The sequence below is a fragment of the Luteitalea pratensis genome (genome assembly GCF_001618865.1).
GTDB classification, from domain to species: Bacteria; Acidobacteriota; Vicinamibacteria; order Vicinamibacterales; family Vicinamibacteraceae; genus Luteitalea; species Luteitalea pratensis.
In genome coordinates this window covers 4,455,142-4,475,360 of the sequence record NZ_CP015136.1, presented here as the reverse complement: position 1 = coordinate 4,475,360, position 20,219 = coordinate 4,455,142, and the positions used below count along the sequence as shown (strand labels likewise).

Below are 20,219 nucleotides of genomic sequence, written 5' to 3'. Positions count from 1 at the left end.
CGCCGCAGCCAATCTTCGGAGCTTTGCTGGCGGTAATGACATTGTGAAATTCCTGACTTCTGAAATTGGTCCTACTGGTTTGTGACGAGCAGCACCGTCTCGAGGTCGCGTGCGGGATCGGGCCAGAGCAGGGTGCGGAGGCGCACGCCGGCGGGATTGAAGTACTGGACCTCGGCGAGTGTTCTCGTGACCACGCCGTGGTCGCCGGCGAGGGTCGCGAGGTCGTCCTTGGTGATCACGCAGAGCACGCGCTGGGGTCGCCGCAGGAACTCGATGACCTCGTGCGGCTGTACGAGATCGGTCTGCTTCACGCCCGTGTAGAACACCAGGTTGCGGACGAACACGCGGTAGGTCGCCGAGGGTTCGTGCCCCTGGTAGGCCGCGGCGTACTTGCGGGCCATCACCTGGACGGGCTCGAGGTCGGCCGCCGACGCCACCGAATACTGCAGCGACAACAGCGTCGCGATCGACGCCACTGCCATGGTGACGGGCAGCGCCCAGCGGCGCCGGCTCCAGGCGGCGGCCAGCACCGACAGGGCGCCGACGGTGATGATGCCCGTGCACACCAGGGCGAGCGAGGGCGTGAGCACGAAGAGCAGCGGGCGGGCGCGGTGCAGCAGCAGCCCGAGCATCATCAGGAGTACGGCGCAGAGGGTGCCGCACCATGCCAGCGCGGTCTGGCGTCCGGTGCGAGGCGAATTCTCCGGCTGCTCGTCGGGCAGCCGCGCAATCACCGTCCGCGCGAGCAGCAGCGCCATCGGCGGCAGCATCGGCAGGATGTACCGCGGCTGCTTGCCGATCGAAGCCGAGTAGAACACGAAGGGAACCGCCGCCCAGATGATCGCGCGCCACTCGGCACGCGTGACCATGCGTTCGCCGCGGAACACCCGCCGCCATGTCGGCAGCCACAGCAGGATGAACGGCGACCACGGCATCAGCCCGCCGAGCACGATCGGCACGTAGAACCACAGCGGGCGCGGCTCGTTGTATCGATCGGTGGCGAAGCGCTCGAGGTTCTCGCCGATGAAGAAGCGGTGGACGTACGCGAGGCCATGATGCTGGGCCATCGCCATGAACCATGGCGCGGCGACCAGCACGACCAGGCCGCCGACGAGCAGGATGTCCATCATGGCGGGCAGCCGGGCTTCGTCCTCGGTGCCGGCGTTGCGGTGTTCCTTCCACCACACGGCAATCGCGGCCAGCACCGGCAGCGCGACGCCCACCGGACCCTTCGCGAGCAGCCCGAGCCCCATCGTGACGCCGGCAAACGCGAGCCAGAGTCGCCGTCGCGAGACCGACGTGGTCGCGGTCGCGAGGGGCGAGCCGATGCCTTCGACCAATCCCCATGTGGCCGCCGCGATGAAGAAGGCGAGCGGGAGATCGGGCAGTGACAAGCGCCCGATGGAAAAGTAGCCGAAGCTGGTGGCGACGACACTGGCGGCGAAGAACCCGGTACCGGCATCGAACCAGCGCCGCCCGGCCAGGTAGGTGAGGATGGCCAGGCCGAACCCGGCGAGCGCGGCGGGAAAGCGCGCCGCCGCCTCGCCCACGCCGGCGGCCTTGTAGGCCATCGACACGAACCAGTAGAACAGGATGGGCTTCTGGAAACGGAGCTCGTAATTGTAGTACGGCGTGAGCCAGTCGTCCGAGACGACCATCTCGCGGGCGGCTTCGGCGTAGAACGCCTCGTCGGAATCTCCGATCGCGCCGCGGCCGAGGCCTGCGAAAAAGGTCAGGAAGCAGACCAGGCCGAGTATGAGCACATGCCGCGACACGCTTGGCGGATTCTACACCATGGGTTTTCGGCTATACTGGCGCCTCACCTCGTGGTTCCAGGCTACGGTGCCGCGCGCCTCGCGTGTCGCGTCCGCGCCCGGCGATCCCACACCATCTCCACACCGCAGACAGCATGGCTCCAGCACAGAAGCGCTCCGGCGGTCGCCGCGGACCGCGACCCTCCGGTCCCCGCCGCCCCGTCAACGACATCCCCGACGTCGCCAACGATCCACCGCTCGATCTGCCGCCCGAGGGCAGCGAGGCCAGCTTGCGGATCGGTCAGCTCAAGGAGATGACCATCCAGTCGTTGATGCAGGTCGCCCAGGATCTCGGGGTGATCGGCGCCACCGGCTTGCGCAAGCAGGAACTGATCTTCCAGATCCTCAAGGCACAGACCGAGCAGAGTGGCTTCATCTTCTCCGAGGGCGTCCTCGAAGTCCTGCCAGACGGCTTCGGGTTCCTGCGCGCGCCCGATTACAACTACCTCGCGGGCCCCGACGACATCTATGTCTCGCCCTCGCAGATCCGCAAGTTCGACTTGCAGACCGGCGATACGGTCAGCGGCCAGATCAGGCCGCCGAAGGACGGCGAGCGCTACTTCGCCCTGATCAAGGTCGAGGCCGTCAACTTCGAGGCGCCCGAGTTCGCGCGCAACAAGATCTTCTTCGAGAACCTGACGCCCCTGTACCCGCAGGCGCGCTTCTCGCTCGAGACCGCCAAGGACAACCTGTCGGCCCGCGTCCTCGACTTGATGACGCCGATCGGCAAGGGCCAGCGCGGGCTGATCGTCGCGCCGCCTCGTACCGGCAAGACGATGTTGCTGCAGAACATCGCACAGTCGGTGGTGCAGAACCACCCCGAGGTGTACCTGATCGTCCTGCTCATCGACGAGCGTCCGGAAGAGGTCACCGACATGCAGCGCTCGGTGCGTGGCGAGGTGATCTCGTCGACGTTCGACGAGCCGGCGCAGCGCCACGTACAGGTCGCAGAGATGGTGATCGAGAAGGCCAAGCGCCTCGTCGAGCACAAGAAGGATGTCCTCATCCTGCTCGACTCGATCACCCGCCTCGCCCGCGCCTACAACAGCGTCGTGCCGCCGTCGGGCAAGGTGCTCTCGGGTGGCGTCGATTCGAACGCGCTGCAGAAGCCGAAGCGCTTCTTCGGGGCGGCGCGCAACATCGAGGAAGGTGGGTCGCTGACGATCATCGCGACGGCGCTCGTCGATACCGGCTCGCGCATGGATGAGGTCATTTTCGAGGAGTTCAAGGGCACCGGCAACATGGAGATCCACCTGGACCGCAAGCTGGTGGACAAGCGCGTGTTCCCGGCCATCGACATCCAGAAGAGCGGCACCCGCAAGGAGGAACTCCTCATCCCGAAGGACGACCTCAACCGCATCTGGGTGTTGCGCAAGGTGATCAACCCGTTGTCGCCCACCGAGGCGATGGAACTGCTGATCGACAAGCTCGCCAAGGCCGGCAGCAACGCCGACTTCCTCAACGCGATGCACAAGCCGTAGGTAGGGACGCCTCTCCGAGGCGTCCACCTCCTCGCCCCGGAACAGACGGATGCGGAGATTGACCGGAGGCGAAGATGGACCGCTCGGAGAGCGGTCCCTACCTAGGAGGGCGGTCCCTACCTTGGAGAGCGGTCCCTACCTTGGAGAGCGGTCCCTACCTTCCCGTCACAACTTGCCCTTTACCATCGGGACGAACCGCACGGGCATCAGTCGGCGTTGCGTGAATCGGTCGGCCGTCCGTTCGATGACCAGCAGTTCCTGGTCGCCGGTGCCCACGGGCACGACCATCCGGCCACCGACCGCCAGCTGTTGTTTCAAGGCCTCGGGTACGTCCGGTGGCGCCGCGGTCACCACGATTGCGTGGAACGGCGCATGCTCCGGCCAGCCCGCGTAGCCGTCGCCGAGCCGCGTGCGCACGTTGCCGTAGCCGAGGGCCCGCAACAGTGCCTCTGCTCGCGTGGCCAGTTCAGGGATGATCTCGATCGTGTAGACCGTGCGCGCGAGTTCGGCCAGCACGGCCGTCTGGTAGGCCGAGCCGGTCCCGATCTCCAGCACCTCGTCGTCGGGGCCGATGGCGGCCGCTTCACTCATCACCGCAACGATGTAAGGCTGCGAGATGGTCTGGCCATGGCCGATCGACAGCGGTGAATCCTGGTAGGCCACCGCTTCGGATCCGCTGAGGACGAAGCGATCCCGTGCCACACGGCGCAGTGCCGCGAGTACGCGCGGGTCCTTCACCCCGCGCGCTTCGATCTGCTCCCGGACCATCGCCTCACGTTGCATGACGTATGGCTCCTGACCGCCGCGCACACAGGCGATCAGCGATGTCAGCAGGACGGCAAGCGTCGCCACGGTTTGCATGGCACCTCGCAGCTCTCGTGTCTTGCTTGTTGCTTCTTGCGTCTCAAGTCTCAAGTCTCAAGTCTCAGGCAAGGCCGTGTTCCTGAGGCCTGAGACCTCAGGTCTGAGACCTGAGACCTGAGACCTGAGACCTGAGACCTGAGACCTGAGACCTGAAGACGTAATGCTCAGTGCACCACCGCCTGGCGTTTCGCGAAGTGCAGGGCGCCGTCGACCACATCCAGCGTCAACTCGTCGCCCTCATGGAACTCGCCCTGCAGCACCGCCATGGCGAGCGGATCGAGCACGCGCTTCTGCAGCGTCCGCTTCAGCGGCCGCGCCCCGTACAGCGGGTCGTAGCCTTCGTCGACCAGCGCCAGCCGCGCGGCCTCGGTGAGATGCAGCGCGATCTTGCGCTCCGCGAGTCTGGCCAGCAGGCGTGCCATCTGCAGGTCGATGATCCGCCCCATGTGTTCGCGTCCGAGCGGATGGAAGACGATGATCTCGTCGATCCGGTTGATGAACTCCGGCCGGAAGTGCTGGCGCATCGCGTCGAGCACCTCGCGCCTCGTGCCCTCGTCGATCGAGCCGCCGTGCATCGCCCGCTCGGCCAGATACTGGCTGCCGAGGTTGGACGTCATGATCACCACGGTGTTCCGGAAGTCGACCGTCCGTCCGCGTCCATCGGTCAGCCGCCCATCGTCGAGCACCTGCAGCAGGACGTTGAGGACCTCGGGGTGCGCCTTCTCCACCTCGTCGAACAGCACGACCGCGTAGGGGCGCCGTCGCACTGCTTCGGTGAGCTGGCCCGCCTCGTCGTACCCGACATATCCGGGAGGCGCGCCGATCAACCGCGACACGGCATGCTTCTCCTGGTACTCGGACATGTCGATGCGGATCATCGCGTGCTCGTCGTCGAACATGAACTCGGCGAGCGCGCGCGCCAGTTCGGTCTTGCCGACGCCGGTGGGGCCGAGGAACACGAAGCTGCCCAGCGGCCGATTCGGATCCTGCAGTCCCGCACGGGCGCGCCTGATGGCGCTGGCGACGGCCTGGATGGCCTCGTCCTGGCCGACGACGCGGTGGTGCAGCCGATCCTCCATGTGCACCAGCTTCTGGACCTCACCCTCCATCAGACGGCTCAGCGGGATGTGCGTCCACTTGCTGACCACCTCCGCGATGTCCTCTTCGTCGACCTCCTCCTTCAGCATCCGCGGTGACTGCTGCGGGCCATGGAGTCGTGCGTCCTCGGCCTCGCGACGACGCTCGAGTTCCGGCAGGCGCCCGTACTGCAGTTCCGAGGCGCGTGCGTAGTCGCCGTCGCGCTGCGCCTGTTCGATCTGCTGGCGAACCTGCTCAATCTCGCCCTTGATCGCACTCGTCGCCTGGATCGCGGCCTTCTCCTGCTCCCACTGCGTCTGCAGACGGGTGCGCTGCTCCTTGAGGTCGGCCAGTTCGCGTTCGAGCTTCGTCAGCCGATCCTGCGACGCCTGGTCGGTCTCCTTGCGCAAGGCCTCACGCTCGATCTCGAGCTGCATGATGCGGCGCGAGACTTCGTCGAGCTCGGCCGGCATCGAATCGATTTCCATCCGCAGCCGCGACGCGGCCTCGTCGATGAGATCGATGGCCTTGTCGGGAAGGAACCGATCGGCGATGTAACGGTGGCTCAGCACGGCCGCGGCCACGAGCGCGGCATCCTTGAGGCGCACGCCGTGATGCAGTTCGTACTTCTCGCGCAAGCCGCGCAGGATGCTGATCGTGTCCTCGACTGAGGGCTCGCCGACCAGCACTGGCTGGAAGCGGCGCTCCAGGGCGGCGTCCTTCTCGATGTGCTTCCGGTACTCGTCGAGCGTCGTGGCGCCAATCGTGTGCAACTCGCCGCGCGCGAGCATCGGCTTGAGCATGTTGGAGGCGTCGAGCGAGCCCTCGGCCGCGCCGGCCCCGACCACCGTGTGCAGTTCGTCGATGAACAGGACGACCTCGCCCTCGGCATTGACGATTTCCTGGAGCACCGCCTTCAGGCGTTCCTCGAACTCGCCGCGGTACTTCGCTCCTGCCACCAGCGACCCCATGTCGAGCGCGACGATGCGCTTGTCCTTGAGACCTTCGGGCACGTCGCCGCGCACGATGCGCTGCGCCAGGCCCTCGACGATCGCCGTCTTGCCGACGCCGGGTTCGCCGATCAGCACCGGATTGTTCTTGGTGCGCCGTGACAGGACCTGGACGACCCGGCGGATCTCGTCGTCTCGCCCGATCACCGGATCGAGCTTGCCTTGCCGGGCAAGCGCCGTGAGGTCGCGTCCGTACTTCTCGAGTGCCTCGTACTTCGCCTCGGGGCTCTGGTCGGTGACACGCTGCGTACCGCGCACCGACACGAGGGTCTCGAGAATCCGATCGCGCGTGGCGCCAACGGCCTGGAGTGCGACGACACCGGGCGTGCGTCCGCCCTCGCCCGCGATCGCCAGCAGGAAGTGCTCGGTGCTGAGATATTCGTCCTTGAGCTGCGCTGCTTCCTTCTCGGCGGCGTCAAACAGAGTCCGCATGCGGCTGCCGAGGGCGGGCTCGCTGCCCCCGTACGCCTTCGGCCGCTTGTTCAGGTCCTGCTCGATGACACGGCCAAGGGCGACCGGGTCCACCTGCATCCGGCGCAGCACCGCCGGCACGATGCCGTTCTCCTGGGCCACGAGCGTGGACAGCAGGTGTTCGGGATCGATCTGCGAATGATTGAGTCGCGCCGCGAGTTGCTGCGCGGCGACGACGGCCTCCTGGGCCTTTTCCGTGAGTCGGTTCAGATTCATTGTTTCCCCTCCGTCGATGTCGAGTCGATCGGGCAGGTCTCGTCCTGTGTAGCGGCCGGACTTGTCCGGCCAGTGGTTTCAGCGCCGCGCGTCGGACAACTCGGACGCCTACACCGGTTGCGTGCGCAGCGCCGCCAGCGCCTCGTAATGGCGGCGTTCCTCCGGGGTCAGTTCCGTGGGCACCTGCACCTCCAGCGTGACCAGGAGGTCGCCTCGCTCGCCGGGCTTGCCGAGCACGGGACGACCGTGCCCGCGCAGGCGGAGGACTGCGCCCTGGCGAGTGCCCGGAGGTACCTTCGCCCTGATCCTCGCGCCGACGAGCGGCGCGACCTCGACCTCGCCGCCCAGGACGGCCACGGGGATCGTGACCGGGACTCGCGTCGCGAGATCGTGCTCGCCGCGCGCCTCGAACCGCCCATGTGGCGCCAGGCGGACGCGGAAGTACACGTCACCGCCTTCGGATGCCGCGCGTACCTTCTGGCCGTCGCGGATGCCGGCGGGGAAGCGCACCTCGAACGAACGTTCCCGGTCCGACCCACCGAGCGACACCTTGCGCGTCGTGCCGCTGAATGCCTCTTCGAGGCTGATGGTGACCTCGTATTCCGGCGTCACGTCGTGCTGCTGCCGGCGCCCTCGCCCGCCGCGCGCGCGTGGCGCACTCGCGTCCGGGCCGCCACCACCGAAGAACGTCGTGAAGAAATCGGAGAAGGGGTTGGCCCCCTCACCGAACATCTCCTGGAACTCCTCGGGCGAGACGGTGCGATAGCCGCTGCCACCCGCGTCGCCCGACGACGTCCCACTGCCGAACCCCCACCCGCCCCCACCGAAGGGGCCGCCGCCCGCGCGTGGGTCGAAGCCCGCCTTCTGCGCCTGTTCGTAGGCCTTCCAGTTGGCCCCGAGCTCGTCGTACTTCTTTCGCTTCTCGGGGTCGCCGAGCACCTCGTAGGCCTCGTTGAGCTCCTTGAACTTCGTCTCGGCTCCTGCGTTGCCGGGATTCACGTCCGGGTGATGCTTGCGTGCCTGGCGACGGAAGGCCTGCTTGATCTCCTTCTCGGAGGCGGTCTTGGGCACGCCCAGCGTGGCGTAGTAGTCGCGAAATTCCATGCCGCCTCCCTGCTCAGAGCCCGAGCATGGCGCTCAGGCGATCCAGTTCCTGCGTGAGCCGGCGGACCGACGCCCGCGACCCGCCGGTGCCGCTGGCCAGCGGCCTGATCCGCTGGACGGCATCGACCACTTCGAGCAGGCGTTGTACGCCGGCGAGGTTGATGCCGGCCTCGTCGACCAGGTGCTTGATGATCCGCAGCCGCTCGAGTTCGTCACGCGAGTAGACGCGCATGCTGCCGAGCGTGCGGGTGGGGCGGACGAGCCCAAGCCGTTCGTACTTGCGCAGCGTCTGCGGGTGCATCCCGAGATGTCGCGCGGCGACGCTGATCAGCAGGAAATCGCCCTGCGCCGGCGCCGACGGGGTACGAGAGCGGTCGCCGGACATTGACACGAACCGAGTGTATGCCTTGATACGTATCGTGTCAACATGATGCTGCGCATCGCCTCAACTCAGCCACGTGCCCCGAAGCGGTCCGTCATGTCGGTAGGCGCGAGCCCGAGCTTGCCGCATACTGGAGGTCTGCGCGTGCGCCGGACATGCCGTCCGGATGCACGGGCAGTCGAGGCATCGTGAATTTCGCGCCAACCGACCTGCTGACCATCGGGCTGCTCGTCCTGCTCGAAGGCCTGCTCAGCGCCGACAACGCCCTGGTCCTGGCCATCCTGGTGCTGGCGCTGCCGCGGGACCAGCAGCGAAAGGCGCTGCGGTACGGCATCCTGGGCGCCTTCGCCTTCCGCGCCCTGGCCACGTTCTTCGCGGCGTACATGATCCAGTTGTCCTGGGTGAAGCTGGTTGGCGCGCTGTACCTGCTGTGGCTGCCGCTGCAGCACTTCCGTGGCGGCGACCACGAGGCACGCCGCGCGATCAAGCCGGCGACCAGCTGGCTCGGCCTGGGTGCGTTCTGGACCACTGTGATCAAGGTCGAGTTGACCGACATCGTCTTTGCGATCGACTCGATCCTCGTGGCCGTGGCGATGTCGCCCAAGCTCTGGGTGATCATCACGGGAGGCCTGCTCGGCATCGTTGCGATGCGGCTCCTGATCGGCAAGTTGCTGAGCGTGGTACAGCGATTCCCGGCGCTCGTGGACGGGGCGTTCGTGATCATCGCGTGGGTCGGCATCAAGCTGCTGATCGAGTACCTGCACCAACTCGGGTACCTGCATTTCGAAGTGCCGCGGTGGTTGTCGCTCGGGCTCATCGTCGTGATCTTCGGAGTGTTCTACGTCTATGCCCGGTATCAGGGCCCCGTCGCGTCCAGCGAGTCTGCCGATGACGCGGCGGAACTGCTCAAGGAACCTACGGAATGATCGACATCCTGTACGAGCACCCGGCGTGGTTCGCCCGGCTCTTCGAGGCTCTCGATGCGCGTGACGTTCCGTACCGTCGCGTTCATGCCGCGGCGCTCAGGTTCGTGCCCGACTGGAAACACGATCCCGCCGCGCGCGAGTCCGCGCCGGACCTGCTGGTCAACCGCATGAGCCCCTCGGCTGACCGGCGCGGTCACGGCCACGGCATCCTTCCTACGCTGCAGTATCTCGAGTCGGCCGAGGCAGGCGGGGTCCGCGTGATCAATGGCTCGAGGGCGTATGGCTTCGAGATCTCCAAGGTCCGCCAGATGGCGCTGCTGGCTGACCTGGGCCTTCCGTTCCCGAAGACGCGGGTGATCAACGCCGCGAGCGAGGCGCTGGCCGCCACGGAAGGACTGCGTTGGCCGGTGGTGGTGAAGCCGAGCGTGGGGGGCAGCGGCGCAGGCGTCCTGCGCTTCGATCGCGAGGAGGACCTCCGCGCCGCCGTGCAAGCCGATCAACTCGATTTCGGTGTCGATCACCTTGGGCTCGTGCAGGAGTTCATTCCCGCACGTGGTGGTCACATCACGCGCGTCGAGGTGCTGAACCACGCGTACCTCTACGCGATTCACATGCCGGTCTCCGGTCACAGCTTCAATCTCTGCCCGGCCGACGCATGCGAAGTGCCGCCACCGGGAACGGTTACGTCAGCACCCGGACCGGTGGAACTCGGGGGCAACTGCGCCATCACGCCGGCAGCGACCGGCACTCGGGCTGCGCAGGCGCATCCGCCCCGGGAGATGATCGAGGCGGTGGTGAGGATGACCGATGCGGCCGGCTTCGACGTCGGCGGCGTCGAATATGTCGTGGACGACCGCGATGGGCGGCCGTACTTCTACGATCTGAATGCGTTGTCGAACTTCGTCGCCGATGCCCCGGCCGTGATCGGCTTCGATCCGTGGGTGCCGTTTGTCGACGTCCTGGTCGCGGCCCATGCCGAGGCCCGCGCGCTGCGGCGTGTGGCCGCGGCGATCTGATACATACATATATGCTAGGGGCCTGGCCCCATGAAGGAGCACCAAGACCCATGCCGTACCCTGAATTCCTGATCGCGCCGATGCGCGAAGAGCTCACCGACGTCGGTTTCACCGAACTCCGCACTGCGCCCGATGTGGACCGCGCCGTGACCGAGAAGGGCACCACGCTGGTCGTCGTCAACTCGGTCTGCGGTTGCGCGGCCGGCAAGGCGCGCCCGGGTATCGCGCGTGCCATGCAGCACGCCACCAGGCCCGATCGCGCGGTGACCGTGTTCGCGGGCGCCGACATCGAGGCGACCGACCGGGCGCGCTCGTACTTCACCGGCTACCCGCCCTCGTCGCCCTCGGTGGGCCTGCTCCGCGACGGCAAGCTCATCTACATGATGGAGCGACACCAGATCGAGGGGAACACCGCCGATGGCATCGCCGCGGCGTTGACGGCTGCCTTCGACAAGTACTGCGCGACGCAGAACGCGTGAGCAGATCGGGTAACGGGTAACGGGTACCGGGTACCGGGTACCGGGTACCGGCCTACGAAGGTAGGGACCGCTCTCCGAGCGGTCCATCTCCGCAGTGAACGTGGAGCTGGGCGCTGCCATGGACGGCCGGGACGGCCGTCCCTACCTCACCGTAGGCGAGACGGGCGGAGGCAATTCCAGGGCGTCGGGGTGGTCCGGATGCACCAGCGTCAGCGGGCGGCCACGCTTGTACATCTCCCACGTGCGGACCACCATGTCGGCCAGCGCATCGACGAACGCCGGGTGCGCGTTGACGGCGGAGGCGCGGACCATCGGCAGGCCGAGCGCGTCGCAGGTCTCCCGTGCCTCGTGGTCGAGGTCGTACAACACCTCGATGTGATCGCAGACAAAGCCGATCGGGCTGAGAATCACGGCCTGCAGCCCACCCCGTGCGTGTTGCTGGCGCAGGTAGTCGTTGACGTCGGGAGCCAGCCACGGATCCTCGGGGCGGCCACTGCGGCTCTGGAAGACGAGATCCCAGTCGTTGATGCCGAGCCGCCGTGCGACTTCGGCAGCGGAGTTCCGCAATTGCAGCCGATAGGCCTCGGCGCCAGCCATCGTCGTCGGCACGCTATGGGCCGTGAACACCAGCCGCGCCGTGCCCTGCACACCGGGCGGCAGCGTGTCGCGGGCGACGACAACGAGATCGGCGACCGCCGTCAGGAAGCCCTCATGCAGGTGCCAATCGCCGACGTAGGTGACGTCGACGGGTGTCCTGCCGGCGGCAAACACCGCCTCGCGGGCCTGCAGGACGTTGTGCCGGTACTGCGTGCAACTCGAGTAGGAGCGGTGTGCGGCGGCCACGACACCAATCGCGCGCCGTACGCCATCCTGCGCCATCTGCGCCAGCACGTCGGGCAGCAGCGGCGTCCAGTTGCGCATCCCGACATAGACGGGCAGTACGAGACCCCGTCCCGCCAGGTGCTGACGGAGCCCTTCCGCCTGGTCGTTCGTGTACTGCGTGATCGGCGAGACGCCGCCGAACAGCTCGTAGTGATGGGCGACCTCCTCGATGCGCTGGGGCGGGATGCGCCGGCCCCGCAGCACGTTGGCAAGGAAGGGACGGATGTCGTCGGGCCCTTGGGGACCCCCGAACGAGACGAGCAGGACGGCGTCGAACGGCGCAGGCATGTCCCCCGATAATAGTCCTCGTAGCGCGCCAGGACTGGTGCACGCCCGGCCGGCGACTCCCGATCCGCAATCCGCGTCCTCGACTCCCGACTCCCGACTCCCGACTCCCGACTCCCGACTCCCGAGATCCAGATGAGTACCATTCTGCTTACCAACGACGATGGCGTCGAGTCCGAGGGGATTCACGCGCTGGCTGCAGCGCTCCGGCCGTTTGGCCGCGTGATCGTCTGCGCCCCGGTCGGAGAGGCCAGTGCCATCGGTCACGCGCTCACCCTGGCGCGGCCACTCCGCCTCCGTGACGTGGGTCCGGACGTCCATGCCGTCGACGGCACTCCCGCCGATTGCGTCAACATCGCCGTTGCCGCGGTACTCGGCGGGCGCCTGCCCGATCTCGTGATCTCCGGCATCAACAAGGGATGGAACGTCGGCGACGACGTGACGTATTCGGGCACGATTGGCGGGGCACTCGAGGGCCTGCTCATGGGCGTGCCGGCGGTGGCCGTCTCGATGCAGCGCGGCGCGGTCTACGACTTCACCCACGCCGCAGCAGCGGGCGCGAGTGTTGCCGGCGAGGTGCTCGCGCACGGACTGCCGCCGCGCGTGCTGTTGAACGTGAACGTGCCGCAGGGGATACCGACCGGCTGGGCGACCACCGTGCAGGCCGCCCGTACGCACACGACCAACGTGCTGCGGCGCGACGATCCCTGGGGGCGGCCGTACTTCTGGCTCGACGAGGGGCGTATGGAGTGGGCAGCGGGCGGGGACACCGACTACGAAGCCGTCAGGGCCGGCCTGATCTCGGTGACGCCGCTGCACGCCGACCTGACGGCGCATGCCGCTGTCGCAGGCACCGCAGCACTGGTCGCGCGCGCGTCGGTCCGCGGTCAGGCCTTGTAGTCCACCAACTGGCCCTTCCCGGACGCGCCGGCACCCTCGATGAGGCGGACCAGGGCGTGCGCTTCACGCCTCTTCTCGTGGAGCGCCTTGCTGACCGCCAGGGTCGTGCGATCCGTCCGGGCCGCGACAGTGGCGTCGCTGCCCGTGATGGCGAGGGAAGGAATGCCCGTCATACGGTCCCAATCGGCGGTCCGGGCCGGAACGTGAGACCCGAACTGCCGGTCCGGCCAACCGGTTTTCACTGACCCGTCCTCGCCGTCATTTGCGGCCCGCGGGGGAGTCGTTGTAGACTCTCCAGGTTGTCGGGGCGTGGCTCAGCCTGGTAGAGCGCTCGGTTCGGGACCGAGAGGTCGGAGGTTCGAATCCTCTCGCCCCGACCAACATTCCTCATAATCCCTCAGTAAGACCCATCGGAGAGCGTCGGCGTGCGCCGGCACAGCTCCGCCTCCGGTCACTGCCGGCGTCGCTGCGAACATCAGCGATTCCGCGTGCCGCACGCTCACTTTTCTGTCACGTCGTTCAGGTTGTCGCCGCTGACCCGGGACATCGGCGTCGAACGAGGATCTCGAGCCGATGGACAGCGCCGGGGATCGACAGGATTCTCGCCATGCGGGTCAAGGCTTGGCCCACGGGCGATGCCGCCGATCAACGCTCCTTGATCGAGATGGTGTCCCAGAAATGACCGTTGGAAATCTTGAGCCTCGGGTAGCCGTGATCGGGCCTGAACTTGTGATCGAGCATCTCGCGAATGGGAAGGATGTGCGTCTCGGCCACGCTCATCTTTCGCCATTCGTCGCCGTTCGGGCCGTCCAGCGCTGCTCTGAAGGAAGTCCATCACGGAGTTCTGGCTGATGCACCTGCCGTCGCCGAGCGAGAGCGCCACGTGCCCGAACACCTTCGCCGGCGTCTCGAAATAGACCGTCCGCCCCCTGGGAACAATCACGGGACCATTGCCAATGGTGTTGACGCCAGTCTGGTGGTCGAAGACGGTCGTCCAGCCGACCTGTGAGTAGATCGGCAAGAACAAGTCCCCGTTCTTGTCCTGCAGCTTGTTCCACAAGTACCCGGGCAGCCTGGGCTCGGAAACGGCCCCACGGACCGCTGGATCATGGCCTCGCGGCCCCTGCCCTCAGGGCGTGCGTTTCACACGTGCCGGCAACGCCGACTTCGGGAACTTCGCCACGACCGTGTAGTTCGGATCGACGACGTTGGCGATACGGCTGACGCCGGCCTGCGACACGACTTGGTAGGCCTCCATCTTGTCGAAGCCGTAGTCGTCCACCAGCCACTGGATCAACTCGACCTGCGCGATGCGAAATGCGTCGACGAGCGGGCGGATGCTGCCGGCCACCATGATGTGGGTGTCGTCCTCGATCCGCGGCCACGCAATCTTCTGGCCCTTGATGATGTCGAACTGCAGCGTCACGTCCATCGTCGTCTCGAGGCCGGAGCCGACGATCTCGCCGTCGCCCTGCAGCGCGTGCCCGTCGCCGAAGTAGAAGTAGCCTCCTTCGTGGAACACGGGCAGGTAGACGGTCGCGCCCTCGCGCACGTCCGACGCGTCCATGTTGCCGCCGAAGTTGCCGGGCCACAGCCCGCCCCAGGCTTCCTGCCCGGCCGGGGCGACCGCCACGCGGCCCAGCATCGGCCGCAGCGGCAACTCGATCCGCTTGCTCGCCGAATTGGGCAGGTCGAGGATGCCGACATTGCGCGTCCGATCCAGTTGCCAGACGAAGCGGCGGGCCGGCAGCGGGTCGTTCAGGATGCGCGTGCGGTTGTCGCCGGCGACCGCGCTGATGCCGTTGGGGACCACCGCAGAAATTGCCGTGTCGCGATTGGGTCGCAAGCGGACGATCTTCACGATCAGCGTGTCCGACGGCGTCAGCCCCTCGATGAAGAACGGGCCGACCTCGCCAGGCCACGGTCCGCCCGTCCGTTCGTAGTAGTCGCCGGGCGCCGAGAAGGTGTTCGACTCGACGACGTCGCCAGGCTTGATGCGAAGGACTGGTTCGCGCACCGCGAAGGTCGGCGTTCCGGACGTGGGGGTGAAGCGATGCACTTCGGCGCCGGCGATCGTCGACGCACACATGACGGCGGCAAGGGCCAGGCTGGTGATGAGGCGCATGCCGCGCATGGTATCGCGGTCGTATCGCGCTCAGGGATCAGGCGCGTCGGCCACATGATCGGTTCGGTCGGCCCGCCGTCTTGCCGCCTCGCCGATCGCGGCAAACAGTTCACGCGGCTCCACCGGCTTGCCGACGTGCGCGTCGAAACCGGCCGCGAGGATCCGTTCTCGATCCTCGTCGCGCGAGAATGCGGTCACGGCCAGGGCCGGCGCCTGCTGGACGCGCGGGTTGGGGAACGCGCGCAGGGCTCGAATCAGGTCGAAGCCGTCGCGTCCCGGCATGCCGATGTCACTCAGGACGACGTCGATCTCCAGGTCGCCGAGCAGGCGAAGCCCTTCGCCGACCGTGCCGGCCGCAACGGGCACCGCACCGACGTTTTCGAGCAGGACGCTGAGCATCTCCCGAGAATCCGGATCGTCCTCGATCACCAGGATGGACAGGCCGCGAAGCGTCGTCGTGTCCTCGGTGGCCCGGGCGGCGGTGGATCCCGACAGGTCTCCATCGCCTTCCGCTTCGACGACGGGGAGCAAAAAGGTGAAGGTCGCGCCGAGGCCGGGGCCTTCGCTGGCGGCCTCCACCTGCCCGCCGTGCATCTGTACCAGGTGCCGGACGATGGACAGGCCGAGGCCCAGGCCGCCATGCCGATGTGCCGCCGCGGCGTCGCCGGCGCGGAAGCGGTCGAACACGACCGGCAGGAACGCCGGCTCGATCCCGCTCCCGGTGTCGGACACGGCGAGGTGCACGGACCCGTCCTGCAGCCATTGCCTGACCAGAATCTGCCCGCCGTGCGGCGTGAACCGGACCGCGTTGTCGAGGAGGTGGCCGATCACCTGTTGGAGCCGCGCCGGGTCGGCATTCACGGCCGTTCGTGGCGTGGTCACGTCCGTGCGGATTGACAGTCCGCGCGCCTCGACCTCCGCACGGATCGACTCGACGCCGAGCGTCACCTCGTCCTCGAGGAACAGCACCTGCAAATCCAGCCGAACATGGCCGGACAGGATGCGGCTGGCATCGAGCATGCGGCCGATCAAGTCGCGCTGCACCTGCGAGTTGCGTTCGATGACTTCGATGGCGCGCGCCGCCTCCGCTCCGGAGATGCCGCGCTTGAGAAGGCTGGTCCAGCCCGCGATGGCATTGAGCGGCGTGCGCAACTCATGGCCCAGGGCGGCGAGGAACTCGTCCTTCATGCGGGCGGCGTCCTCGGCGGCGCGCAAGGCCCGCTGCTCCGAGGCCAGCAAGGCCTGGTTGGCCTGCACGAGGGCATGCCGTTCGTGATCGTCGATGGCGGTCCCCACCGCGTACACGACCGCACCGTCGGCGTCGCGGATGGGCACGACCCGCACGGTATGCCAGCGCCACGAGCCGTCCGACGCGCGGTGAAGGCGACAGCGCCCGTCGTGCTGTTCGCCTCGAAGCACCGCCCCCGCGCAGCGCTCCCGGTGTGCCGACAGGTCGTCAGGGTGCACCGCGCGCTCGAAATCGGCGGCGTCGGTCAGCCCTGTGCACTCGCGCGCCGCGGCGTTCAGGTGCTCGACGTGGCCGTCGGTTCCGATTGTCCAGAGGATGATCGGCAGCGACTCCACGACTGCGGCCTGGGCCGTGTCGAACGGAAAAAACGTACCTTTCGCTTGCGGCGGAATCATCGGTCTGCGGTCATCAGGATGCAGGCGCGACAGCAGTGTACCGGGAATCACCCGCTCGGGCGACCCATCCGTCGGGCTCTCCTTACGGCTCAGGTGCCGACTTCCGTGGGGCACGCGCTTCGCGAAGGATCACGCCGTGGACCGACGGGCGTGGGTAGGCTGCTACGCTCCGGCTCGACGGTTCAGACACAGGCTGTACGTGGACGAGGAGCCGCACCAGTTCCCGCTGGCACGGATGGCCGAGCAGTTCTCGACGTACGCGGCGCTCGTCGTGAACACGAATACCGCCCGGCTGTTCGTCCTGCGCCACAGGCACGGTAGCGAGCCGAGACGATCGCGAACGAGAAGACACAGCGCAGTTCAGCCGGTGGGTGGTCGCGGGCGCGCTACCAGCGGCACGTCGACGACTTGCATCTCGGGCACATGAAGGAAGGGCCGCCGGAGTCGGCGCCTTCCCGCGGTTCCGGGTGTGCCGAGGCGCGGATCACGGGCATCCCGGCGCGCGAGTCGCGAAGCGTCGGGATGCCCAGCGTGGCGGTGGGCAAGGCACTGGACGTTGTTGTTCTTGCTCATGTCTCACGAGTCTTCACGGACGTGCCAGCCATTGCCGCGCGGTGCTCCCGGCAATCAGTCCTGCGCACCAGGCGACGATTGTCGGGACCAGGTAGATGACCATCGGAATCGGGCCGAGCGTGCTGTTTCGCAACTGCCAGACGATCCAGGCGGCGAGGGGCAGCAGCGCGAGCAGGCGCACCGCCCAGCCCCGCAAGAGCCTGCCCGTGGCGACGGCCAGCAGGGCCAGCAGGACCCAGCACACCGACCATTGCGTCAGCGACACTCCGTCAGCCCACACGCCCGGCGCGCGCTCGTGACCCTGCCAGTCGAACCCGAGCACGACCACGCCGATCAGCCACGCCAGCACCGCCACTGCTGTGCCCCCTGCGGTCATCGCCTGCCCTCCAACGCCGCGAAACGTCGACTGCCCCTCAGGTGAGGCGCATCACCATCACCGTGACTGGCACGTCATGCACTCGATCGGACAGAAGCCACCGGCCACCGAACTGCAGCCGCCACCACCCGCGCCGCCGTCACCGCCTGATCCGACCGCGGCGCCACCACAGTAGGCCGGGTTGGACACGGTGCAGAAGCAGTACACGGCCCCCGCGTTGCAGCGCTCGCAGGACCAGCTTCCCGAGAACGGCCACCACCAGCTGGAGGCACTGCACCCGTTGGCCTCGTAGCAGCGATCGTGTTGGTCGCAGCAGGCGCGGAAGATGGAGCCATCGAGCCAATGGAGGTTGTCGCACCCGGGTTCGTTGACCACCACGGCGCCACCGCGCGCCCCGAATGACCATCCGCGCATCCACGTGCCGTCGAGCGCCGGCACGTCGGCCATGACGTTGCGCGCAACGGCGCCCGATACGGCGAGTGCGGCTGAAGGCAGCGGCGCCACTGCCCTGGCAATCTGCAGGAACGGCGTCGGCGCGACAGGCTTGCCCAGCAAGGCGCCAGCAAGGCCGGCAAACGGCTCGTCGGGCTCGAGTGTCTTCGCGGCCTGGGTCGCGAACTGGTATGCCTGCACATTGGCCCAGGCCATGGTCGGCGTGAACGTCCAGCCGCCGGGGAGTCGCTCGGGGAGGATCACGCCCTGGCTACCGCCCTCGACCTTCCAGGTGAGGACCTGCGCGGTGTCGAACCAGCGCACGAAACCGCGCGGTGCGCCCGACTGCGGGTCCACGATCGTCGCGGTGAAGCGCGAATAGTCGATGCGCTTACCGGGACTCTTCACGCGGACGTGCCGGTCCAGCTCCGCACGGACGATGATCCCGTCGAACTCGGTTTCGACCTGTTCGACGCGAGTCCCCAGTTGCCCGGCAGACAGTCCGCGACCGAGCGCACGACGACTGCGCCGGAGGTGACCGTCCCACGCGCCTTCATCACCCGTGACATCGAGTGCACCGCCGTTGGAGGCGGCCTCGTCCACGTGCAAGGCGTACAACTGGAAGGCCGCCCAATCGAGACCGACGATCGCCTGGTCGGGCAGCGCGAACTCCGAAAGTCGATCGTCGCCCGCCGCACGTCGCCATTGCACCCGGCGTGACGCCGTGCTCACGTGCAGCCGCCCGCCCTCCACGCCCTCTGCGCGGCTCCGAAGAATCGCCTCCATCGTCTGGTCGTCGCCGCGGCGCACGTCGATCACGACATCGGGGAAGGTGGTAGTCACGCGTCTGGCTCGTGCCTCCAGTCGGTGGAATGTGCTTCCCATGTTCACGCTCTGCGCGGCACAGAGACCGGGCACGAGCAGCAGCAGGGCGGTCGCGACCGCCTGCGGGATTCGACACATGGACGCCTCCTCTCCGGCAGCGGCGCCACCGGAAATGGAGCGGGCCAACCTCCCGCACGTCCACTCCCCGGCAAGGCAAAGGCTGCGCCAGGGCGCGACAGGCGTGAATGGGCTGGCCTGAAGGCCTTTCGAACCGGGGGTGTGAAGGAGTTGCCAATCGGAGCCGCAAGGCGGGTGGCAGAATCTGCCGTCGCGCGTGTGCGGCGATCGACGACCGCGGGTGCGGCTCCGAATGACGCGGGTTCTCTTGCTAGGATTAGGGGCTTTGCTGCGCGCCACCAATTACACCGTGTCCGGTCGTGTGCAGGGCGTGGGATTCCGCGCCTTCGTCGCCGATGCGGCCCGCGCCGAAGGCCTCGCCGGGTGGGTCAGGAACCTGCCCGACGGGAGCGTGGCCGTCCATGCCGAAGGCGACGCGGAGGCGTTGGCGCGCTTCGAGTGGCGTCTCTGGCAAGGTCCGGCGATGGCGCGGGTGGACGACGTCGCGGGCGAGGAGGTGGTGCCGGGCGGCGCCACTGGATTCCGCATCGCCTGATTCGCGGAAGAGGACGCCCGCGGGCGCGACCAATCACACAGGAACATCGACAAACGACATGACTGCAGACCTGCTCAAGGCCAAGATTCGCCACGTCCCCGACTTTCCCAAGCCGGGCATCCTGTTCTACGACATCACCACCCTGCTGCGTGACCCGGCGGGCCTGGGCCTGGCCCTGGACGCAATGGCGGCCCCGTACACGGACGCCCAGGTCGATCTCGTCGTCGGCATGGAGAGCCGCGGCTTCATCTTCGGCGCCGCCCTGGCCGATCGGCTGAAGGCCGGCTTCGTACCGGTCCGGAAGCCCGGCAAGCTGCCCTCGCGATGCCTCTCGGTGTCGTACGACCTCGAATACGGGTCCGACTCCCTCGAGATCCATGCCGATGCCATCGAGGCGGGGCAGCGGGTCCTGATCGTGGATGACCTGCTGGCGACGGGCGGCACGGCGCGAGCGACAATCGACCTGGTCTCGGGCTTGGGGGCCGAGATCGTGGCCTGCGCGTTCCTGGTCGAGCTGACGTTCCTGAAGGGGCGCGCGCGCCTCGGCACGACCCCCGTGCACGCGGTGCTGCCGTACGACGACTAGGCCAGTCTTGCTCAGGCATGGCGCGCCAGTGCATCATGGCGGATGGTCTGCAAGACGGATGGCCCGTCAGGGGGCGAC

The 20,219-nt window shown here is 67.5% G+C and carries 19 protein-coding genes and 1 tRNA gene; 8 read left to right on the top strand and 12 right to left on the bottom strand.

Annotation, left to right across the window (positions count from 1 at the left end; translation table 11 throughout):
- Positions 1-71 precede the first annotated feature (71 nt).
- Positions 72-1,775, bottom strand: a complete 1,704-nt coding sequence (locus LuPra_RS18440) for an ArnT family glycosyltransferase (RefSeq protein ID WP_157899369.1) — start codon at positions 1,773-1,775, stop codon at positions 72-74.
- A gap of 134 nt (positions 1,776-1,909) precedes the next feature.
- Between LuPra_RS18440 and rho the strand changes: the two genes are divergently transcribed.
- Positions 1,910-3,295: a transcription termination factor Rho gene (rho, locus tag LuPra_RS18435; protein WP_257724466.1), complete on the top strand. Its 1,386-nt coding sequence runs from the start codon at positions 1,910-1,912 to the stop codon at positions 3,293-3,295.
- A gap of 165 nt (positions 3,296-3,460) precedes the next feature.
- Here rho and LuPra_RS18430 read toward each other — a convergent pair whose 3' ends face one another.
- The 4 genes from LuPra_RS18430 to LuPra_RS18415 all read right to left on the bottom strand — a co-directional run bounded on the left by LuPra_RS18430 (position 3,461) and on the right by LuPra_RS18415 (position 8,422).
- Positions 3,461-4,156, bottom strand: a complete 696-nt coding sequence (locus LuPra_RS18430) for a protein-L-isoaspartate(D-aspartate) O-methyltransferase (protein WP_110172105.1) — start codon at positions 4,154-4,156, stop codon at positions 3,461-3,463.
- Between the two features lie 167 nt (positions 4,157-4,323).
- The gene (gene clpB / locus LuPra_RS18425; RefSeq protein ID WP_110172104.1) at positions 4,324-6,933 is read right to left on the bottom strand and encodes an ATP-dependent chaperone ClpB; all 2,610 of its coding nucleotides are present in this window, start codon (positions 6,931-6,933) and stop codon (positions 4,324-4,326) included.
- Between the two features lie 108 nt (positions 6,934-7,041).
- Positions 7,042-8,037 (bottom strand): DnaJ C-terminal domain-containing protein, encoded by a 996-nt coding sequence (locus LuPra_RS18420; RefSeq protein WP_110172103.1) that lies wholly within the window; start codon positions 8,035-8,037, stop codon positions 7,042-7,044.
- A gap of 13 nt (positions 8,038-8,050) precedes the next feature.
- Positions 8,051-8,422 (bottom strand): MerR family transcriptional regulator, encoded by a 372-nt coding sequence (locus LuPra_RS18415; RefSeq protein WP_110172102.1) that lies wholly within the window; start codon positions 8,420-8,422, stop codon positions 8,051-8,053.
- A 185-nt stretch (positions 8,423-8,607) separates the two neighbouring features.
- Here LuPra_RS18415 and LuPra_RS18410 point away from each other — a divergent pair, with 185 nt between their 5' ends.
- Genes LuPra_RS18410 through LuPra_RS18400 form a run of 3 tightly spaced genes read left to right on the top strand, consistent with a single transcriptional unit; the run spans position 8,608 to position 10,840 of the window.
- Positions 8,608-9,345, top strand: a complete 738-nt coding sequence (locus tag LuPra_RS18410; protein ID WP_157899368.1) for a TerC family protein — start codon at positions 8,608-8,610, stop codon at positions 9,343-9,345.
- On the top strand, positions 9,342-10,361 hold the full coding sequence (locus tag LuPra_RS18405; protein ID WP_110172100.1) for an ATP-grasp domain-containing protein: 1,020 nt from the start codon (positions 9,342-9,344) through the stop codon (positions 10,359-10,361). Before LuPra_RS18410 ends, LuPra_RS18405 begins: the two co-directional genes overlap by 4 nt.
- A 50-nt stretch (positions 10,362-10,411) precedes the next feature.
- Entirely contained in the window at positions 10,412-10,840 is a 429-nt protein-coding gene (locus LuPra_RS18400) for a BrxA/BrxB family bacilliredoxin (protein ID WP_110172099.1), read from the top strand.
- A gap of 141 nt (positions 10,841-10,981) precedes the next feature.
- Here LuPra_RS18400 and hemH read toward each other — a convergent pair whose 3' ends face one another.
- On the bottom strand, positions 10,982-12,010 hold the full coding sequence (hemH, locus tag LuPra_RS18395) for a ferrochelatase (RefSeq protein WP_110172098.1): 1,029 nt from the start codon (positions 12,008-12,010) through the stop codon (positions 10,982-10,984).
- A gap of 132 nt (positions 12,011-12,142) precedes the next feature.
- On the opposite strand from hemH, the gene surE reads away from it, so the two are divergent.
- On the top strand, positions 12,143-12,907 hold the full coding sequence (gene surE / locus LuPra_RS18390; protein WP_110172097.1) for a 5'/3'-nucleotidase SurE: 765 nt from the start codon (positions 12,143-12,145) through the stop codon (positions 12,905-12,907).
- Here the strand turns inward: surE and LuPra_RS18385 are convergent.
- Positions 12,895-13,080 carry a hypothetical protein gene (locus LuPra_RS18385; RefSeq protein WP_110172096.1) on the bottom strand — a complete coding sequence of 62 codons (186 nt, stop codon included), beginning with the start codon at positions 13,078-13,080 and terminating at the stop codon, positions 12,895-12,897. The two genes, surE and LuPra_RS18385, sit on opposite strands and share 13 nt — an antisense overlap.
- 130 nt (positions 13,081-13,210) lie before the next feature.
- Here LuPra_RS18385 and LuPra_RS18380 point away from each other — a divergent pair.
- Positions 13,211-13,287, top strand: a tRNA-Pro gene (locus LuPra_RS18380).
- Between the two features lie 265 nt (positions 13,288-13,552).
- Here LuPra_RS18380 and LuPra_RS33955 read toward each other — a convergent pair.
- The 5 genes from LuPra_RS33955 to LuPra_RS18360 all read right to left on the bottom strand — a co-directional run bounded on the left by LuPra_RS33955 (position 13,553) and on the right by LuPra_RS18360 (position 19,020).
- Positions 13,553-13,687: a hypothetical protein gene (locus LuPra_RS33955; protein WP_257724465.1), complete on the bottom strand. Its 135-nt coding sequence runs from the start codon at positions 13,685-13,687 to the stop codon at positions 13,553-13,555.
- Between the two features lie 349 nt (positions 13,688-14,036).
- The gene (locus LuPra_RS18375; protein WP_110172095.1) at positions 14,037-15,041 is read right to left on the bottom strand and encodes an acetamidase/formamidase family protein; all 1,005 of its coding nucleotides are present in this window, start codon (positions 15,039-15,041) and stop codon (positions 14,037-14,039) included.
- A 21-nt stretch (positions 15,042-15,062) separates the two neighbouring features.
- Positions 15,063-16,676 carry a hybrid sensor histidine kinase/response regulator gene (locus tag LuPra_RS18370; RefSeq protein WP_157899366.1) on the bottom strand — a complete coding sequence of 538 codons (1,614 nt, stop codon included), beginning with the start codon at positions 16,674-16,676 and terminating at the stop codon, positions 15,063-15,065.
- A gap of 586 nt (positions 16,677-17,262) precedes the next feature.
- The gene (locus LuPra_RS18365; RefSeq protein ID WP_157899365.1) at positions 17,263-17,625 is read right to left on the bottom strand and encodes a hypothetical protein; all 363 of its coding nucleotides are present in this window, start codon (positions 17,623-17,625) and stop codon (positions 17,263-17,265) included.
- A gap of 57 nt (positions 17,626-17,682) precedes the next feature.
- Entirely contained in the window at positions 17,683-19,020 is a 1,338-nt protein-coding gene (locus tag LuPra_RS18360; RefSeq protein ID WP_110172092.1) for a hypothetical protein, read from the bottom strand.
- Between the two features lie 265 nt (positions 19,021-19,285).
- Between LuPra_RS18360 and LuPra_RS18355 the strand changes: the two genes are divergently transcribed.
- Positions 19,286-19,555 (top strand): acylphosphatase, encoded by a 270-nt coding sequence (locus LuPra_RS18355; RefSeq protein WP_237050622.1) that lies wholly within the window; start codon positions 19,286-19,288, stop codon positions 19,553-19,555.
- Between the two features lie 58 nt (positions 19,556-19,613).
- A complete protein-coding gene (locus LuPra_RS18350; RefSeq protein WP_110172090.1) occupies positions 19,614-20,141 on the top strand; it encodes an adenine phosphoribosyltransferase in 528 nt (175 codons plus the stop codon).
- The last annotated feature ends 78 nt before the right edge of the window (positions 20,142-20,219 follow it).

Bases quoted from the DNA above. Each gene is read 5' to 3' on its own strand.
- LuPra_RS18370 (WP_157899366.1), bottom strand. From the start codon at position 16,676: ATGATTCCGCCGCAAGCGAAAGGTACGTTTTTTCCGTTCGACACGGCC.
- LuPra_RS18420 (WP_110172103.1), bottom strand. From the start codon at position 8,037: ATGGAATTTCGCGACTACTACGCCACGCTGGGCGTGCCCAAGACCGCC.
- LuPra_RS33955 (WP_257724465.1), bottom strand. From the start codon at position 13,687: ATGAGCGTGGCCGAGACGCACATCCTTCCCATTCGCGAGATGCTCGAT.
- LuPra_RS18430 (WP_110172105.1), bottom strand. From the start codon at position 4,156: ATGCAAACCGTGGCGACGCTTGCCGTCCTGCTGACATCGCTGATCGCC.
- surE (WP_110172097.1), top strand. From the start codon at position 12,143: ATGAGTACCATTCTGCTTACCAACGACGATGGCGTCGAGTCCGAGGGG.
- LuPra_RS18360 (WP_110172092.1), bottom strand. From the start codon at position 19,020: ATGTGTCGAATCCCGCAGGCGGTCGCGACCGCCCTGCTGCTGCTCGTG.
- rho (WP_257724466.1), top strand. From the start codon at position 1,910: ATGGCTCCAGCACAGAAGCGCTCCGGCGGTCGCCGCGGACCGCGACCC.
- LuPra_RS18385 (WP_110172096.1), bottom strand. From the start codon at position 13,080: ATGACGGGCATTCCTTCCCTCGCCATCACGGGCAGCGACGCCACTGTC.
- LuPra_RS18365 (WP_157899365.1), bottom strand. From the start codon at position 17,625: ATGACCGCAGGGGGCACAGCAGTGGCGGTGCTGGCGTGGCTGATCGGC.
- LuPra_RS18350 (WP_110172090.1), top strand. From the start codon at position 19,614: ATGACTGCAGACCTGCTCAAGGCCAAGATTCGCCACGTCCCCGACTTT.
- LuPra_RS18375 (WP_110172095.1), bottom strand. From the start codon at position 15,041: ATGCGCGGCATGCGCCTCATCACCAGCCTGGCCCTTGCCGCCGTCATG.
- LuPra_RS18405 (WP_110172100.1), top strand. From the start codon at position 9,342: ATGATCGACATCCTGTACGAGCACCCGGCGTGGTTCGCCCGGCTCTTC.
- LuPra_RS18415 (WP_110172102.1), bottom strand. From the start codon at position 8,422: ATGTCCGGCGACCGCTCTCGTACCCCGTCGGCGCCGGCGCAGGGCGAT.
- clpB (WP_110172104.1), bottom strand. From the start codon at position 6,933: ATGAATCTGAACCGACTCACGGAAAAGGCCCAGGAGGCCGTCGTCGCC.
- hemH (WP_110172098.1), bottom strand. From the start codon at position 12,010: ATGCCTGCGCCGTTCGACGCCGTCCTGCTCGTCTCGTTCGGGGGTCCC.
- LuPra_RS18400 (WP_110172099.1), top strand. From the start codon at position 10,412: ATGCCGTACCCTGAATTCCTGATCGCGCCGATGCGCGAAGAGCTCACC.